The following is a 16,217-nucleotide window of genomic DNA, read 5'->3' as shown; positions in this document are numbered from 1 at the left end:
CGGCGTGGCTGTCCTGCTCCCGCGAGCTCGGGCTCAGGTGGTGGCGCCCAGTTGCCAGGGGACGAATTCGTTCTGCCCGTAGCCGTGCAACTCGCTGCGGCTGCGCTCGCCCGACGCCAGTGCCAGCAGCCGTTCGAAGATGAAGGCGCCGCGCTCTTCCAGGGTGGTGCTGCCGTCGACCAGGCCGCCGCAATCCACGTCCATGTCGTCGCGCTGGCTTTCCCAGAGGCGGGTGTTGGTGGCGATCTTCAGCGACGGCGTCGGCGCACAGCCATAGGCCGAACCCCGGCCGGTGGTGAAGGCGATGAGGTTGGCCCCTCCCGCCACCTGGCCGGTGGCTGAGACCGGGTCGTAGCCGGGGGTGTCCATGAACACCAGGCCCGGGCTGCGTACTGGCTCGGCGTAGCCATAGACCGCCATGAGATCGGTGGAGCCGGCCTTGATCACCGCGCCGAGGGATTTTTCCAGGATGGTGGTCAGGCCACCCGCCTTGTTGCCCGCCGAGGGGTTGTTGTCCAGGCTGGCGCAGAAGCGGGCGCAATAGTCTTCCCACCAGCGGATGCGCTCCACCAGGCGTTCGCCCACCGCCGGGCTGGCGGCGCGCCGGGTGAGCAGGTGTTCGGCGCCGTAGATCTCCGGGGTTTCCGAGAGGATGGCGGTGCCCCCGGCGGCCACCAGCATATCCACCGCCCGGCCCAGCGCCGGGTTGGCGCTGATGCCGGAATAGCCGTCCGAGCCGCCGCACTGCAGGCCGAGGATCAGGTGCCGGGCACTGACCGGTTCGCGCTGCACCGCATTGGCCGCGGGCAGCAACGCTTCCACCGCGGCGATGCCCCGGGCCACGGTGGCGGTGGTGCCGCCGCTGTCCTGGATAGTGAGGGTGCGCAATCCCGCGTGCTCGCTGAGGCCCTGGTCGGCCAGCAGCGTGGGGATCTGGTTGGCTTCGCAACCCAGGCCGATGAATAGCACCGCGGCGAAGTTGGGGTGGGACGCATAGCCGCCCAGGGTCCGGCGCAGCACCGCCATGCCCTCGCCCTGGGTATCGATGCCACAGCCGACGCCATGGGTCAGGGCGACCACGCCGTCGACGTTGGGATAGGCCCCGAGCGCCGCGGGATGGACGTCGCGGCGAAAATGGTCGGCCACCGCCCGCGCCACCGTGGCCGAGCAATTCACCGAGGTGAGGATGCCGATATAGTTGCGGGTCGCCACCCGGCCATCCGGGCGGACGATGCCGAAAAAGCTGCGCTCGATGGGCGCCGGGGCGCCACGGGCCTCGATCCCGAAGGCGTGCTCGCGGGTGAAGTCGCCCATGGCCAGGTTGTGCACGTGGACATGGCTGCCGGCGGCGATGGCCTCGCGGGCGAAGCCGATGATCTGGCCATAGCGGCGTACCGGTGCGCCTGCCGCTATGGCGCGCACCGCGACCTTGTGACCGGCCGGCACCGGTTCGCGGACCTGCACGCCCTCCTCGGGCAATTCGAGGCCGGGCACCAACGCCTGGCGGGCGATCAGTACATCGTCGTGCGGATGCAGGCGCAGGGTGGCGCGGGCAGCGGCCGTGGCGCCGCTGCGGGTGATCAATTCCATAGGGGTCTCCACGTCAGCATTCGAGGTCGGCCTTGACCGCGCCTGTGGCGAGGTCCGGCACGGGGTATTTCCGAGAGACGCCGAGCCGCATCAGCCACGCGCCTCTTCCAGTTGCCGCACGGCCTGTTCCACGCCGCGCAATTCCGCCAGGCCCTTGAGCCGGCCGATCAGCGAATAGCCCGGATTGGTCCGCCGCCCCTGGTCGTCCAGCAGCTGATGACCGTGGTCCGGCCTCATGGGCAGACGCGCCCCGCCCTCCCGTGCGCGGCGGCGCTCTTCGCGTACCAGCTCACGGATCACCGCGACCATGTCCACGTCGCCGTCCAGGTGATGGGCCTCGTGGAAACTGCGCGGATCCGCCTCGCGCCGGGTCGCCCGCAGGTGCACGAAGTGGATGCGCGGGGCGAATTGGCGGGCCATGGCCACCAGGTCGTTGTCGGCGCGCACGCCGTAGGAGCCGGTACAGAAGGTCAGCCCGTTGGCCGGGCTCGGTACCGCGTCCAGCAGCCACTGGGCGTCGGCGGCGGTGGAGACCACCCGTGGCAGGCCCAGCAGCGGTCGCGGCGGATCGTCCGGGTGCACCCCCAGACGAATGCCCACGGCTTCCGCCACCGGCACCACGGCCTGGAGAAAGTCCGCCAGGTGCTCGCGCAGCCGCGCGGCGTCGATGCCGGCATAGGTGGCCAGCAGGGCGCGCAGGTCGGCGACCGAGTAGCCCTCCTCGGCGCCCGGCAGACCGGCGATGAGGGTACGCACCAGTTCCTCGCGCCCGGCTGCGTCGAGCCCGGCGTGATAGCGGCGCGCGCGTTCGATCTCCTCGGCGGCGTACTCGGCCTCGGCGCCCTCCCGCTGCAGGATGCAGAGATCGAAGGCGGCGAAGGCGTCCTGATCGAATCTCAGCGCCCAGCCGCCGTCGGGCAACCGGTGCGCCAGCTGGGTGCGGGTCCAGTCCAGCACCGGCATGAAGTTGTAGCAGACCACGTCGATACCGCACTGGGCGAGATTGCGCAGGCTCTGCCGATAGTTGTCCAGATAGCGCTCGCGGGTCGAGAGACCGCGCTTGATATCCTCGTGGACCGGGATGCTTTCCACCACCGACCAGGTCAGTCCCGCCGCCTCGATCAGCGCCTTGCGCTCGGCGATGGCCGCCAGCGGCCAGACCTCGCCATTGGGAATCTCGTGCAGCGCCGTGACGATGCCGGTGGCCCCGGTCTGGCGGATGTCGGCGAGGGAGATGGGATCGCGCGGGCCGAACCAGCGCCAGGTGTGTTCCATGTCAGACTCCTTGTTCGGTGAGATCGGCGATGGCCGCGGCGATACCCGCCGTGGCGATGCGCGCATGGGCCCCGCGCACCGCGTCGCAAAAGACGGGTTGCGCGACCAGGGCCGGTGGAAAGACCTCGGCCAGCGCCAGCACGGCGTCCACCCGCGCCGCGCCAGCAGGCAAGGCGGCCAGGGTGGCGCGCAGGGGATCGTCCAGCGCCTCACCCTCCCCTTCACCATAGTGAATCCAGGCCGCCACGCCGAGCGCGGTGCAGGCCAGTTCGCCGCCTTGCTCCAGCAGCCGCTGGGCGCCCAGCAGCCAGCGCTGGGGCAGCTTCTGCGAGCCGTCCATGGCGATCTGCCGCAGGCGGTGCTGCAGGGCGTCGTTACGGAAGCGCGCGACCAGCGCCGCGGCATAGGCCTGCAGGTCCACGCCTTCCGGCATGTCCAGGGTCGGCGCCGCCTCGCGACTCATGTAGCGGTGCACCAAAGCCGCCAGGCGTTCGTCGGCCATGGCCTCGGCCACGGTGCCGTGACCGGCCAGGCTGCCGACATAGGCCAGCAGCGTATGACTGCCATTGAGCAGGCGCAGCTTCATGGTCTCGAAGGGGCGGACGTCCGCCACCATCTGCACCCCTTCCTGTTCCCAGTCCGGGCGCCCTTGCGGAAAGCGGTCCTCGACCACCCACTGGCTGAAGGCCTCGCCCACCACGGCGGCCGGATCATCGCAGCCGAGATCGCGCAGCCGCGCGAAGGCCGCCTCGTCCATGGCCGGGACGATGCGATCGACCATGCTGCAGGGAAAGGCCACGGTAGAGGCTATCCAGGCCGCCAACCCGGCGTCCTGGGCCTCGGCGAGGGACACCACTGCCTGGCGGGTCCGCTGGCCGTTGTCCGGCATGTTGTCGCAGCAGAGCACGGTGAAGGGCGCGATGCCGGCCGCACGACGCCGGCGCAGGCCTTCCACCAGCAGCCCCGGCGCGGTGCGCGGCGCCCGCGGTTCGGCCAGGTCATGGACGATGCCGGGATCGTCGCGGCGCAGGGCGCCGCTGGCCGGACTCAGGCAATAGCCCTTTTCCGTGACCGTCAGGGTGACGATGCGCACCCCGGGATCGGCCAGCCGCGCCAGCAGGGCCTCGCGCCCGGCCCCACCGTCGCCGGCGTAGAGCACCTCGCGCAGGGCACCGATCTCGCGCAGCACCCCTTCGCGCCGGTTGCGGTATTCGGCCACGTGATAGCGGCCCTGCTGGGCGTTCAGGGTCTCCACCAGCGCCCGCCCCGATCTCAGGTTGGCGCTGCACAGGCCCCAGGCGCCGCCGCCGTGGCGGGCCAGGTTGCGCTCCAGGTAGACCGCCTGGTGGGCGCGATGGAAGGCGCCCAGCCCCAGGTGGACGATGCCGATGGCCGGCGCCGGATAGCGCGAGGGAATGCGTTCGAAATCGTTCATCGGACGCCTCCGGTAGCCAGCGTGGCGGGTGCCTCCGCTGGCCGCTCGGCCAGCGGCTTGACGAAGCGCGCCACGCACAGCGAACCGATCACGGTCAGGGCGCCGGCGAGCAGGAAGGCACTGGTAAAGGCGCCGGTGAACTGCACCAGATAGCCGGTCACCGCCGGGCCGATGATGCCCGAGGTGTTGGCCAGGAAGTGCATGAAACCGCTCACCCCGCCCACCCGTGCCGCCGGCACCGTGTCCTGGATGATCGCCCAGTAGATGGCGCCGGTCAGATAGAGGAAGAACACTGAGAGCGCCACCAGCGCCACCGCGGCATAGAGGGTGCTGACCAGGCCGGCCACGGCGATGCACAGGGCGCAGGCCAGCAGGCAGGTCACCAGCACCACCTTGCGCGAGAACATCAGGCGACCGGTCTTGCGGAACACCCAGTCGGACAGATAGCCGCCCACCGCCAGACCGATGAAGCCGAGCACCCAGGGGATCACCGTGGCGATGCTCATGTCCTTCACGTTGAGGCCGTAGGCCTGGATCAGGTAGCTGGGGAACCAGGTCAGGAAGAAGAACAGGGTGTAGTTGTAGGCGAAGAACGCCAGGGCGGTGAACAGCACCGTCGGCTGACGCAGGTAGTACTTGAGCGGTCGCACCTCGGTATCCACCACGGCCACGGCGCGCTCCTCGGCGGCGATGTCGGCGGCCAGCTGGCCGGTGGGCTTGTCCTTGATCCAGAGGTACCAGACCACTGCCCAGACGAAGCCGATCAGCATGATGACGACGAAGGACACCTTCCAGCCGTAGGTCACCGCGATCACCCCGACGATGGGGCCGGAGATGGCGCCGCCCAGGGGCGTGCCCGACATCGACAGGCCCAGGGTGCGGCCCCGGTTGTGGGGCGCGTACCAGTTGTTGACCATCTTGCTGGTGGAGACGCTCAGGGGCCCCTCCGCCATGCCGAACAGCACCCGGATCACGATCAGCGCGGCGAAGCCCGAGGCCAGCACCGTCAGGCCGCTGAACGCCGACCAGAGCACCATGGCCAGCAGCAGCGTGGTCTTGGCGCCATAGCGGTCGGCGGCCCAGCCGCCAATGAAGTTGAACGCCGCATAGCCGACGAAGAAGGCGCTGAACAGCAGCCCCATCTCCCCGGCGCCCAGCCCGAAGTCCTTCTGGATCAGGGGCGCTGCCACCGACAGCGCCGAGCGATCCAGATAGTTGACGACCCCCGCCAGGAACAGCATGACGAGTACCAGTCCACGACCTTGTCCAGCCATTTGTTACCTCCCGCTCATTGTCTTTATTCGGTAAGGCATCGAAGCGACGCCCCTTGCGGAGCGCGCGTTGTCAGGCGTTGCCACCCCACTGCACCAGCACCTTGCGTGTCTGCTCGGGGTGCCTTTCGATCAGCTCGATGGCACCCGGCATCTCCTGGCTGGCCACCTGGTGGCTGATCAGCGCCGCGGCATCCAGCTTGCCCGCCGCCAGCAGCTCGATGACCCGCGGAAAGCGGCCGTTGTTGAGCCGCGAACCCACCAGGGTCAGCTCCTTCTTGATGATCTCCAGCTGCACCAGCTCGCTGGGCGTGGCGCTGAAGCCCAGCAGGCCGATGCGCCCGGCCGGCGACGCCAGCCGAACGATCTCCGGCAGCAGGGCCGGATGGCAGGCGGCGTCGACGATCAGCGGCACGCCCTCGCCGCCGGTGGCCTCGCGTATGGCCGCCTCGACGTTGGTCTCGCGGCCATTGAGGGTGCGGGTCGCGCCCAGGGTCCGGGCGGTGGCCAGGCGATCGTCCAGCACATCGGTCACCGTGATATCGGCGATGCCCAGCGCCCGGGCCATCTGCACCAGGGTCAGGCCGATCACGCCGGCGCCGTAGATGAGCAGGGAATCCCCGGGCAGAAACTGCATCCGCTCCAGCACATTGAGGGCGATGCTGTAGGGCTCGACCAGCGCGGCCTGGGCCAGCGGCAAACCGGGCGGCAGGCGATGGGCATTGGCCGCGGGCACGCAGACCTCTTCGCTGAAGCCGCCATCGCGGTGTACTCCCAGCACCTGCAGGCGACTGCAGACATTGGGCCGACCGATGCGGCACGGATAGCAGCTGCCGCAGGCGATCACCGGATCGACGCAGACCGGATCGCCCACCGCCAGGCCGCTCACGCCCGCGCCCAGCTCGCGCACCACGCCGGCGAATTCGTGGCCGGTGACGCGGGGAAAGCGCACGAAGGCGTTCTGCCCATGGATGATGTGCATGTCCGAGCCGCAGATGCCGGCATAGGCCACCCCGACGCGGACCTCGCCGGGTGCCAGCGTGGGTACCGCGACCTCTTCGATGCTGAATTCGTGGGGTGCTCTGACCTGAAAGGCTTTCATCCGGGATTCCTCGCTCACCAGTGCCACAGGGTGCCATCCACCAGCCGGTTCACCGGCAGGCTGGCGCGTTGGTACGGATAACGGGCGGCGAGGTCTTCATCGATGTCCACGCCGTGGCCGGGCACCTCGCCCGGGGTGAAATGGCCGTCCGCGAAGCGATAGGCATGGGGAAAGACCTCCTCGATGCGCGCCTCGTGGGGCATGTGCTCCTGGATGCCGAAGTTGGGCACCCAGGTGTCGAAGTGCAGCGCCGCGCCCATGCACACCGGCGACAGGTCGGTGGCGCCATGGAAGCCGGTGCGCACCTGGTAGAGCGCCGCCAGGTCGGCGATGCGCCTCATGTGGGTGATGCCCCCGGCATGCACCAGGGTGGCGCGGATATAGTCGATCAACTGCGCCTGGATCAGCTCGCGGCAGTCGTGGATGGAGTTGAACACCTCGCCCACCGCCAGCGGCGTGGTGGTGTGCTGGCGGATCAGGCGGAAGGCCTCCTGATTTTCCGCCGGGGTGCAGTCCTCCAGCCAGAACAGGTTGTATTCCTCGACCCTCTTGCCCAGCCGCCCCGCCTCGATGGGCGTCAGCCGGTGGTGCACGTCGTGCAGCAGGTGCAGGTCGTCGCCGAAGCGCTCGCGCACCGCGGCGAACAGCTTGGGTACGTGATTGAGGTACTTGGCGGTGTCCCAGACGTGCTCGGCCGGCAGATCGCTGTCGGCCGGCTCGTAGCGCTCGCCTTCGCGCTTGGCCACGCCATAGGTGGTGGGAATGCCCGGCACCCCGCACTGCACTCGCACCGCGCGATAGCCCTGCTCCACATGGCGGGCAACCTCGTCCAGGCAGCTCTCGATGTCCTTGCCGGTGGCGTGGCCATAGACCATCACCCGCTCGCGACTCTTGCCGCCGAGCAACTGGTACAGCGGCATACCAGCGGCCTTGGCCTTGAGGTCCCAGAGCGCCACGTCCACCGCGGCGATGGCGGTCATGGTGACCGGTCCGCGGCGCCAGTAGGCGCCCCGGTAGAGGTATTGCCAGATATCTTCGATGCGATGGGCATCGCGACCGATCAGCGCTGGCAGCACGTGCTCTTCCAGATAGGCCACCACCGCCAGCTCGCGGCCATTGAGGGTGGCGTCGCCGAGGCCATAAAGCCCTTCGTCGGTGACGATCTTGAGGGTGACCAGGTTACGACCGGGACAGGTGACGATGACGCGGGCTTCGGTGATCTTCATGGCTTCAGGCCTGGGCAGTGAGAGCGGGAATCAGGGGCGGCAGCGCCGGCATGACCGCGCGCGGAATGAGCGCCCCGGGATGCTGGATGACCGTAGCCGCCAGGCGATGACCCCAGGCGGCGGCCGCCTCTGGGGCCCCGCCCTGGAGGCGGCAGGCCAGGTAGGCGGCGCTGAAGGAATCCCCGGCGGCGGTGGTGTCCACCACCCGGGCCACGGCTTCGCCGGCCACCTCCTGGCGCCCCTGGCGATGCTGCAGCAGGCAGCTGCGCGCACCGCGCTTGAGCGCCACCTCGGCCACGCCCCATTCGGCGTACTGGGCGAACAGCGCCGCCTCGTCGGCGAAGCCGAACAGCGCGGCGTCGTCTTCCCAGGTCACCAGCGCCACATCGGTGAGGTGCAACAGCCGGTGATAGGCCGTGCGTGCCGCCTGCAGGTTCGGCCACAGCCGCGGCCGGTAGTTGTTGTCGAAGACGATGCGGGTGCCGGCGGCGCGCGCCTGGCGCAGCGCCTCCAGCAGCCGCTCGCGACCGGTGTCGGTCAGCACCGCGAGGCTGATGCCACTGAGATAGAGCACCTGGTACTCGGCCAGGGCCGCCAGCAGCGGCTGGGCCTCGGCGCCGTCGAAACACTCCCGCGCCGCCGCCTCTCCGCGCCAATAGAGAAAGCGCCGCTCGCCGGCGGCATCGGTCTGGATCAGATAGAGTCCCGGCAGACGCCCGGGCAGCACCCGCACCCGCGCGTCACTCAACCCCTCCTCGCGCCAGCGGGCGCGCATGGCCTGGCTCAGGCTGTCGTCGCCCACCGCGGTGAGGTAATCGACCTGCACCGGGTCATCCCCGAGCAGCCGCCGCAGATAGACGGCGGCATTGAGGGTATCGCCGCTAAAGGCCTGGCCCAGCTGGCCATCCCCCTGACTGCGCAACTCGACCATGCATTCGCCGATGAGGCCGATGCGGGTCAGCGGGGACGAAACGAGGGGTAGCGTCATGCAGACTCCTGAAGGTGTGCCGGAACCCGCACGCGGCAGGCGGACACCGCCAGGCCGGTCACGCCGGGATCGAGGCGAAAGGTGCGCCCGGCCAGGGGTTGCGCCTGGCGGGCGGAATCGTCGAGGCCCACCCGGGCGGTGGTGATGAGCAGCTGCTCCAGGCGCTCGCCGTAGAAGGCACAGGAGGTCACCCGCGCCACTGGCAGCTCCACCCAGGCGAGCAATTCGCCCTCGGTGCTCCAGCGACTCAGGCGGTAGCCGTCCCAGTGGGCGATCCACAGCGCCCCCTCGCTATCCACGGCCAGGCCATCGGGCACGCCAGGCTGCTCGCCGAAGTCGATGAGGGTACGCCCGCGGCCGAGCGCGCCGCTGGCGAGATCGAAATCGAAGGCCTGCACCCGGCGGGTGGGCGAATCTATGTAGTAGAAGGTCCGGTTGTCCGGGCTCCAGCCCAGGCCGTTGGACACGGTGATGCCGTCGAGCATCGGCTGCAGCTGGCCATCCAGGTCCAGGCGATACAGCCGGCCGCCGCCGGGTGCCTCGTCGAGCAGGGTGGTACCCAGCCAGAAACGACCGAGCGCATCGCACTTGCCGTCATTGAAGCGGTGCTGCGATCCATGGACCGCCTGGGGCGGCCGCGCGACCGGCGTCGGCTGGGAGGCACCGGCGGCCAGGCGCCAGACACCGTCGCTCAGGGCCAGCCAGGTGGAGCCGTCGACGTGGGGGACGGCGCAGCCCAGCGGCCGTCCGAAGCCCAGTGCCTCGACCGGAGCCGCCGGGTGCGGCGCCGCACGCAGCAGCCGTCCGGCGAGGATATCCACCCACAGCAGCCGCTCCTCCCGGGCATCCCAGACCGGGCCTTCGCCCAACTCATCGCAATGGTCGAACAGGCACTCAGGCGGCGCCATGGCGGGTCTCCTCCACGAAGCGCAGCGGTATCAGCGCCAGCAGGCAGCTCAGGGCGAGCATGGCGTAGCTCCAGTGCCAGCCGAAGTGCTCGATCACGTAACCGGCCACCGGCCCTACCAGAAAGCCCGCCAGGCCCAGCCCCACGCCGATGAGCAGCCCCAGGCCGCTGCCCGCCGCGCGCGGTGAGGAATCCACCGCCAGCGAATAGAGCACCACATAGGGCGAATTGCGGAACAGGCCCCAGGCCAGCAGCAGGGTCCAGGCCATGGCGCGGCTGTCGATGAACATGCACAGGGCGACGCAAATCGAGAAGCCGATGGTCAGGATCCCCAGGGCGAACTTGCGACCCCGGTGGTCGCTCAGGGTCCCCCAGAAGATCTGTCCCGCCCAGCCCACCAGCCCCGAGGCGCCCGAGATCACCGCGGCCTCGGCCAGGCTCAGCCCCAGCTGGCTGGTGAGCTGGTAGGTCAGAAAGGTGGCCACGCCCATTTCGGTCCAGAGAAACAGGAAATTCATCACCAGGCAGAGGCGCACGTTGCGCTCGGCGAAGGCCTGGCGCAGGTTGGTCAGCGGATTGCGCGAGACGGGCGCCGCGGTGTCGACCGGAACGGTCAGCCCCTCCTCGCGGATCCAGGCATAGACCTGCTCCTCGTTGCGCCGGCGCCCCAGGTACAGCTGCAGCAGGATGATCGGCAGGCCGATCAGCGGGATCCAGAGAAAGGTGGCGCGCCAGTCGCCAGTGGCCAGGATCAGCCCCATCAGGACCGGGCCGACGAATTGCCCCAGGGGCATGCCGGTGTGATGGACGCCCAAGGCGAAGCCGCGATTTTCCTTTTGCCAGAATTCGCTGGCCACGGCGATGTTGACCGGCTCCATGGCGCCGGTGCCCAGGCCCATGGTGAATCTCAGCACCTGCAGGGCGCCCAGCGAACGCGCATAGACGGTGGCGAAGGCCGAGCCTATGGTCAGGGCGCAGGCCCCCACCCAGCTCCAGGCACGCCGGTGGCCGGTACCGACGCTGTCGGCCAGCACCCCCACCACCAGGGCGCCGATCAGGGTGCCGACGAAACTCAGCGAACTGAGCCAGCCGCCCTGGGCGGCGTCCAGTCCGAATTCCTGCATGATCGCCGGCAACACGGTCGGCAGCAGCTGGCGATCCACCGAGATCATCAGCATTGCCAGGGTGGTGATGCCCAGCATCTGCCAGGACACCGGGTGGGCACGGGGCAACCAGCCAGGGGTACGAGCGGCAGGCGCCAGGGCGCCCGGGACTTTGGTCATGGATTTCATCGTCGCAGGTTCCGTTGTTGTTTTTGTTCGCACCCCTGACGACCGTCAGCGGTGGAAAGAGACCCTTACGCGCGAAAAGCTTTGGAACGTTGTTCCATTCGCTGGAAGACAGTGTTGCTGGCCTTTCCTGCATCCGTCAATCAGAATGGAACAGTGTTCCGGCAATCAGGCGACCGGCGGTTCCATGGAAAAGAATCAAAATCTCGGCAATGACATGGTCAGCGCCGTCGGGCGTACCCTGGCGGTGCTCGAAGCCCTCGGCGAGCGCGAGGACGACTGCGGTGTCTCGGAACTGGCGCAGCAACTGGACCTGTCGAAGAGCACCGTCCACCGCTTCCTGCAGACGCTCAAGGCGCTGGGCTATGTGGTCCAGGATGCCGAGGACCGCTACCGCCTGAGTGTCAAGCTGTTCGAACTGGGTGCTCGCGCCCTGCCCCAGCTGGAGTTGGTCCGCGAAGCCGAACCGGGCATGCGCCTGCTCAACGACCTCACTGGCGAGACCGTCCACCTCGGCATCTTCGACGAGGGCGCCATCGTCTATGTGCACAAGCTCGACTCGCGCTACACCCTGCGCATGTATTCGCGCATCGGTCGGAGGGCGCCGCTGTACTGCACCGGGATCGGCAAGGTGCTGATGGCCTGGCGAGCGGAAGCCGAGGTACGGCAGATCCTCGCCCAGGAGACCTTTGTCCGCCGCACGCCCAACACCCTCGACAGCCTGGCCGCCTATCTGGCGGAGCTGGCGCGGGTCCGCGAGCTGGGTTTCGCCGAAGACCACGAGGAATTCGAGGCCAACATGAGGTGCCTCGCGGCACCGATCCGCGATCGCTTCGGCCAGGTCGTGGCCGGCTTGAGCGTGTCCTTTCCCTGCTTCCGCTTCCGTGAAGACCTCAAGGCCGAATACGTGGAGCAGATGCTCGCCACCACGGCGCGCATCTCGGCGCAGATGGGTGCTCCGGCCCACGAGGCCCCAGTTCAGGGTGCACAGCCATAGGCAGACCAATGGCCCGCTGGACGCCTCGGCCTTAAGCCGCCGCTAAGCCACCCGCTATAGCGTGTGACGCACATCACACATCCAGCCCGGTGTCCTGCCGGGCCTCCCTCATGGTGACTGTCATGATGATGCGCACACTCAAGGTGGGTCGCCGGTCGGCCTTGGCCTTCTCTATTATCGTAGCAATCGTCATCGCGCTCGGGGTCATCGCCCTGAGCCAGATGCGGCAGCTCAGGCAGTCGGAAATCGAGGTGGAAACGGACTGGATGCCCAGCGTCCGCCAGGCCGGGCAGATGACCGCGGCACTGCTTCGATTGCGTCTCGAAAGCCTGAGAAGCCTGGGTATGCAGGATTCAGCGCGCAGGTCGGAAATGGCCAGCGCGCTGGTCGATCTGCGCAGCCGCTTCGCCACCGTGGTAAAGGACTATGCGCCGCTGGTATCCAGCGATGCGGAGCAGCAGCTCTACCTGGCCGTGCAGGACGGTGCCGCGGGCTACCTGGGTCTGCTGGACCATTTCGCGACCCTCTATCGCGGCGGTGACCTGTCGGGCGCCGCGGCTCTCGCCAACGGCGACATGCGGAGCGCCGCCGACCAGGTGCAAGCGCAGATCGAAAGCCTGGCCGCGCTGAACGACCGCGGTGCGGTCGCTTCGGGCATCGCGGCGGGCCGGATCTACGAGCACGGCCTGGCCTGGGTCGTCGGCCTGATCCTCGCCACCCTGCTGGCCACCGTCACCCTGGCCATCCTGCTGACGCGCAGCATCACCGTGCCCATCGGCGAAGCCCTGCGCATCGCCCAGCGGATCGCCAACAAGGACCTTGCCGAAGACATCCAGGTGGCGGGCAGCGACGAGGCCGCCGGCCTGCTGACCGCCCTGGCCGGCATGCAGGCCAACCTGCGCGCCACCGTGGCCCATCTGGCGGACAGCTCCAGTCAACTCGCCGCCGCCGCCGAGGAGATGACCGCAGTGATCGACGACGGCAACCGCGGCCTGCTCAGGCAGCACGACGAGATCGGCCAGGTCGCCACCGCGGTGACGGAGATGAGCGCCGCGGTGGACGAGGTGGCCCGCCACGCCGAGGAAAGTGCCGGCGCCTCGCAACGGGGCAGCGCCCTCACCCGGGCCGGCCTGGAGCACGTGGCCGCGACCCTGACGGCCATCGAACGCCTGGCCACCCAGGTCGACCAGAGCAGCGGCCAGATCCAGACGCTGTCGGGTCGCGCCCAGGAAATCAGCAACGTCGTCGACGTCATCCGCGCCATTGCCGAGCAGACCAATCTGCTGGCGCTCAACGCCGCCATCGAGGCAGCACGCGCCGGTGATCAGGGCCGCGGCTTCGCCGTGGTCGCGGATGAAGTCCGCGCCCTGGCCCATCGTACCCAGCAGTCGACGCGGGAAATCGAAGCCATGATCGGCACCATCCAGCACGATTCGACGGATGCGGTAAAGGCCATGCGGCAGAGCAGCCAGACCGCCGAGCTATCCCTTTCCGTCGCCCGGGAAGCCAACGGGGCCCTGCGGGCCATCGCCGGCGCCATGGGCGGCATCGACGAGCGCACGGCGCTGATCGCCACGGCCGCCGAACAACAGGCCCTGGTGGCCAAGGACATCGACCGTGGCCTGATCAGCATCAAGGACCTGTCCGACCAGACCGCCGCAGGCGCCAGCCAGACCTCCAGCGCCAGCAACGAGGTGTCGCGCCTGGCGGCCGGTCTCCGGCAGGTGGTGGCGGAATTCGTGATCTGAACGGAGCCGCCGATCGATCCGGGAACAGGACGCCAGCACGCGAACGATCGACAGGCCTGATCTTCAGGCACAAAAAAAGCTGCCCTAGGGCAGCTTCTCTTGCGTCGTTCGGGCAGTTCAGAGGACCCGGAACAACTTATGTGGCGCGGCGGACGGGACTCGAACCCGCGACCCCCGGCGTGACAGGCCGGTATTCTAACCGACTGAACTACCGCCGCGCATTGCGTGAACCTTGCGGAACACTTCCCGAAGAGTTTGGTGGCTGATGACGGGATCGAACCGCCGACCCCCTGCGTGTGATGCAGGTGCTCTCCCAGCTGAGCTAATCAGCCATCCCCTTCGGGTGACGCGCATTCTCCTCGTAGCCCCTTGATCCGTCAAGGAATTTTCTAATTTTATTTTCTACGAGGCGCTATTCCCGGTAGATCATCTTGCGGGTCATGCCGCCGTCCAGGGTGATCGCCTCGCCACTGATGAAACCGGCGTTGCCGCTCAGCAGCCAGGCCACGCAGGCCGCCACGTCTTCCACCGTCCCTACCCGCCCGACCGGATGCTGCTCATGGTCAGCGGCGGACAGCGGCTCGGCCTCGCGCACATGGGCATCGCGCGCATCGATCCAGCCCGGAGAAAGCGCATTCACCCGCACTTCCGGACCCAGGCTGATGGCCAGGGCGTGGGTCAGGGCCAGCAGCCCGCCCTTGCTTGCGGCATAGGCCTCGCCATGGGGCTCGGACTGCTGGGCACGGGTCGAGGCGATGTTGACGATGGCGCCCTGCTGCTCGCGCAGATAGGGTGCGCAATGCTTGGCCAGCAGCATGGGACCGTCCAGATTCACCCCGAGCACCCTGCGCCATTCGGCCAGTGCCAGGCTTTCCAGCGGCTGGCCCTGGGCAGTGGCGAGACCGGCATTGTTGACCAGGGCATCCAGCCGCCCGAACTGGCCGATCACCTGGGCGACGGCGGACTCCACCTGAGTCTCGTCAGCCACGTCCAGGGCGACGAACCAGGCGCGGTCACCAAGGGCGGCGGCTACCTTGGCGCCGCGCTCCTGCTCGATGTCGGCCACCACTACCCGCCAGCCCTCGGCCACCAGCCAGGCCGCGATGCCGAGGCCGATTCCACGCGCCGCGCCGGTGACCAGGGCGACGCGCAGTTCCACCGGTGCGAACGTCAGACTCATAGGGCCGCCAGTCCGCGGGCCAGGTCCTGACGCAGATCGCCCAGGTCTTCGAGACCCACGGCGATACGGATCAGGCTGTCGCGGATCCCGGCGTTGGCGCGCTCGGCCGGCGACAGCCGCCCGTGCGAGGTCGTCGCCGGGTGGGCGATGGTGGTCTTGGTGTCACCCAGGTTGGTGGTGATGGAGATCATCCGGGTGGCATCGATGAAGCGCCAGGCGGCGTCACGCCCACCGGCGACCTCGAAGCTCACCACGGCACCGAAGGCGCTCTGCTGGCGGCACGCCAGCCCATGTTGCGGATGGCTTTCCAGGCCGGCGTAGTGGACCCGCTCGACGCCGGGCTGGCTTTCCAGCCAGCGCGCGAGCTCCAGCGCAGTCTGGCTGTGCGCCTGCATGCGGATCTTCAGCGTCTCCAGGCCCTTGAGGAATAGCCAGGCATTGAAGGGACTCAGGGTCGGACCGGCGGTACGCAGGAAACCCACCACTTCCTTCATCTGCTCGGCACGGCCGGCGACCACGCCGCCCATGCCCCGGCCCTGGCCATCGATGTACTTGGTCGCCGAATGGATGACGATATCGGCACCCAGCGCCAGCGGCTTCTGCAGCGCCGGGGTGCAGAAGCAGTTGTCGACCGCCAGCAGCGCGCCCCGGGCATGGGCGATCTCGGCCAGGGCGGCGATGTCCACCAGCTCGGCCAGGGGATTGGACGGCGACTCGACGAAGAACAGCCGGGTATTGGACTTGCAGGCCGCCTGCCAGGCGTCCAGATCGGCCAGCGGCGGGTAGTCCACCTCGATGCCGAAGCGTTTGAAGTACTTCTCGAACAGGCTGATGGTCGAGCCGAACACGCTGCGCGAGACCAGCACGTGGTCGCCGGCGCTGCACAGACTCATGACCATGGCCAGGATGGCCGACATGCCCGAGGCGGTGGCCACCGCCTGCTCGGCCCCTTCGAGGGCCGCGATGCGGGTCTCGAAGGTACGCACCGTGGGATTGGTGTAGCGCGAATAGACGTTTCCCGGCACCTCGCCGGCGAAGCGCGCCGCGGCATCCGCGGCGGTCCGGAACACGTAGCTGCTGGTCAGGAACAGGGCTTCGCCATGCTCGCCTTCCGGCGAGCGCTGCTGCCCTGCCCGCACCGCCAAGGTCTCGAAGGCCGCGCCCTCGAGATCACTGTCCAGGCGTCCGGCATCCCAGTCTTGGCTCATG

At 68.6% G+C, this 16,217-nt stretch carries 13 protein-coding genes, 2 tRNA genes and 1 pseudogene; 3 read left to right on the top strand and 13 right to left on the bottom strand.

The annotated features are described in order from the left end of the window. Window positions 1–33 precede the first annotated feature (33 nt). From PVZ77_RS07895 to PVZ77_RS07855, 9 genes are all read right to left on the bottom strand, one after another. Window positions 34–1,590: a UxaA family hydrolase gene (locus PVZ77_RS07895; protein WP_273806230.1), complete on the bottom strand. Its 1,557-nt coding sequence runs from the start codon at window positions 1,588–1,590 to the stop codon at window positions 34–36. Window positions 1,591–1,680: 90 nt separating this feature from the next. Then, entirely contained in the window at window positions 1,681–2,865 is a 1,185-nt protein-coding gene (uxuA, locus tag PVZ77_RS07890) for a mannonate dehydratase (protein WP_273806229.1), read from the bottom strand. Between the two features lies 1 nt (window position 2,866). Beyond that, window positions 2,867–4,300 (bottom strand): mannitol dehydrogenase family protein, encoded by a 1,434-nt coding sequence (locus tag PVZ77_RS07885; RefSeq protein ID WP_273806228.1) that lies wholly within the window; start codon window positions 4,298–4,300, stop codon window positions 2,867–2,869. Continuing rightward, the gene (locus PVZ77_RS07880; RefSeq protein WP_273806227.1) at window positions 4,297–5,574 is read right to left on the bottom strand and encodes an MFS transporter; all 1,278 of its coding nucleotides are present in this window, start codon (window positions 5,572–5,574) and stop codon (window positions 4,297–4,299) included. The genes PVZ77_RS07885 and PVZ77_RS07880 overlap by 4 nt, the downstream gene beginning before the upstream one ends. A gap of 70 nt (window positions 5,575–5,644) precedes the next feature. Beyond that, entirely contained in the window at window positions 5,645–6,673 is a 1,029-nt protein-coding gene (locus PVZ77_RS07875; RefSeq protein ID WP_133860845.1) for a Zn-dependent oxidoreductase, read from the bottom strand. A gap of 14 nt (window positions 6,674–6,687) precedes the next feature. After that, window positions 6,688–7,899, bottom strand: a complete 1,212-nt coding sequence (manD, locus tag PVZ77_RS07870) for a D-mannonate dehydratase ManD (RefSeq protein WP_273806226.1) — start codon at window positions 7,897–7,899, stop codon at window positions 6,688–6,690. A gap of 4 nt (window positions 7,900–7,903) precedes the next feature. Next, window positions 7,904–8,887 (bottom strand): sugar kinase, encoded by a 984-nt coding sequence (locus PVZ77_RS07865; protein ID WP_273806225.1) that lies wholly within the window; start codon window positions 8,885–8,887, stop codon window positions 7,904–7,906. Continuing rightward, entirely contained in the window at window positions 8,884–9,795 is a 912-nt protein-coding gene (locus PVZ77_RS07860; RefSeq protein WP_273806224.1) for an SMP-30/gluconolactonase/LRE family protein, read from the bottom strand. The genes PVZ77_RS07865 and PVZ77_RS07860 overlap by 4 nt, the downstream gene beginning before the upstream one ends. Continuing rightward, the gene (locus tag PVZ77_RS07855) at window positions 9,782–11,077 is read right to left on the bottom strand and encodes an MFS transporter (RefSeq protein WP_273806223.1); all 1,296 of its coding nucleotides are present in this window, start codon (window positions 11,075–11,077) and stop codon (window positions 9,782–9,784) included. The genes PVZ77_RS07860 and PVZ77_RS07855 overlap by 14 nt, the downstream gene beginning before the upstream one ends. 193 nt (window positions 11,078–11,270) lie before the next feature. Between PVZ77_RS07855 and kdgR the strand changes: the two genes are divergently transcribed. The 3 genes and pseudogenes from kdgR to PVZ77_RS26020 all read left to right on the top strand — a co-directional run bounded on the left by kdgR (window position 11,271) and on the right by PVZ77_RS26020 (window position 13,828). Next, entirely contained in the window at window positions 11,271–12,080 is an 810-nt protein-coding gene (gene kdgR / locus PVZ77_RS07850; RefSeq protein ID WP_273806222.1) for a DNA-binding transcriptional regulator KdgR, read from the top strand. A 110-nt stretch (window positions 12,081–12,190) separates the two neighbouring features. Beyond that, window positions 12,191–12,973: pseudogene (locus tag PVZ77_RS26025) on the top strand (MCP four helix bundle domain-containing protein); the annotation flags it as partial. After that, a complete protein-coding gene (locus PVZ77_RS26020) occupies window positions 12,965–13,828 on the top strand; it encodes a methyl-accepting chemotaxis protein (RefSeq protein WP_443218046.1) in 864 nt (287 codons plus the stop codon). The pseudogene PVZ77_RS26025 and the gene PVZ77_RS26020, both read left to right, overlap by 9 nt. Window positions 13,829–13,969: 141 nt before the next feature. Here PVZ77_RS26020 and PVZ77_RS07840 read toward each other — a convergent pair. The 4 genes from PVZ77_RS07840 to PVZ77_RS07825 all read right to left on the bottom strand — a co-directional run bounded on the left by PVZ77_RS07840 (window position 13,970) and on the right by PVZ77_RS07825 (window position 16,216). Then, window positions 13,970–14,046, bottom strand: a tRNA-Asp gene (locus PVZ77_RS07840). A 38-nt stretch (window positions 14,047–14,084) separates the two neighbouring features. Further along, a tRNA-Val gene (locus tag PVZ77_RS07835) sits at window positions 14,085–14,160 on the bottom strand. An 80-nt stretch (window positions 14,161–14,240) separates the two neighbouring features. Continuing rightward, window positions 14,241–15,008: an SDR family oxidoreductase gene (locus PVZ77_RS07830; protein WP_273806220.1), complete on the bottom strand. Its 768-nt coding sequence runs from the start codon at window positions 15,006–15,008 to the stop codon at window positions 14,241–14,243. After that, on the bottom strand, window positions 15,005–16,216 hold the full coding sequence (locus PVZ77_RS07825) for an O-succinylhomoserine sulfhydrylase (protein WP_273806219.1): 1,212 nt from the start codon (window positions 16,214–16,216) through the stop codon (window positions 15,005–15,007). Before PVZ77_RS07825 ends, PVZ77_RS07830 begins: the two co-directional genes overlap by 4 nt. Window position 16,217: the final 1 nt, after the last annotated feature.

The sequence above is a fragment of the Pseudomonas sp. SHLD1 genome (assembly GCF_028640935.1).
GTDB lineage: Bacteria > Pseudomonadota > Gammaproteobacteria > Pseudomonadales > Pseudomonadaceae > Chryseomonas > Chryseomonas aestiva.
Note: the sequence above shows the minus strand (reverse complement) of the source record. Positions and strands in the feature narration are given on the sequence as shown.

Excerpts from the sequence above, each read along its gene's own strand:
- PVZ77_RS07895 (WP_273806230.1), bottom strand. The coding sequence starts at position 1,590 with ATGGAATTGATCACCCGCAGCGGCGCCACGGCCGCTGCCCGCGCCACC.
- uxuA (WP_273806229.1), bottom strand. The coding sequence starts at position 2,865 with ATGGAACACACCTGGCGCTGGTTCGGCCCGCGCGATCCCATCTCCCTC.
- PVZ77_RS07885 (WP_273806228.1), bottom strand. The coding sequence starts at position 4,300 with ATGAACGATTTCGAACGCATTCCCTCGCGCTATCCGGCGCCGGCCATC.
- PVZ77_RS07880 (WP_273806227.1), bottom strand. The coding sequence starts at position 5,574 with ATGGCTGGACAAGGTCGTGGACTGGTACTCGTCATGCTGTTCCTGGCG.
- PVZ77_RS07875 (WP_133860845.1), bottom strand. The coding sequence starts at position 6,673 with ATGAAAGCCTTTCAGGTCAGAGCACCCCACGAATTCAGCATCGAAGAG.
- manD (WP_273806226.1), bottom strand. The coding sequence starts at position 7,899 with ATGAAGATCACCGAAGCCCGCGTCATCGTCACCTGTCCCGGTCGTAAC.
- PVZ77_RS07865 (WP_273806225.1), bottom strand. The coding sequence starts at position 8,887 with ATGACGCTACCCCTCGTTTCGTCCCCGCTGACCCGCATCGGCCTCATC.
- PVZ77_RS07860 (WP_273806224.1), bottom strand. The coding sequence starts at position 9,795 with ATGGCGCCGCCTGAGTGCCTGTTCGACCATTGCGATGAGTTGGGCGAA.
- PVZ77_RS07855 (WP_273806223.1), bottom strand. The coding sequence starts at position 11,077 with ATGACCAAAGTCCCGGGCGCCCTGGCGCCTGCCGCTCGTACCCCTGGC.
- kdgR (WP_273806222.1), top strand. The coding sequence starts at position 11,271 with ATGGAAAAGAATCAAAATCTCGGCAATGACATGGTCAGCGCCGTCGGG.
- PVZ77_RS26020 (WP_443218046.1), top strand. The coding sequence starts at position 12,965 with ATGCAGGCCAACCTGCGCGCCACCGTGGCCCATCTGGCGGACAGCTCC.
- PVZ77_RS07830 (WP_273806220.1), bottom strand. The coding sequence starts at position 15,008 with ATGAGTCTGACGTTCGCACCGGTGGAACTGCGCGTCGCCCTGGTCACC.
- PVZ77_RS07825 (WP_273806219.1), bottom strand. The coding sequence starts at position 16,216 with ATGAGCCAAGACTGGGATGCCGGACGCCTGGACAGTGATCTCGAGGGC.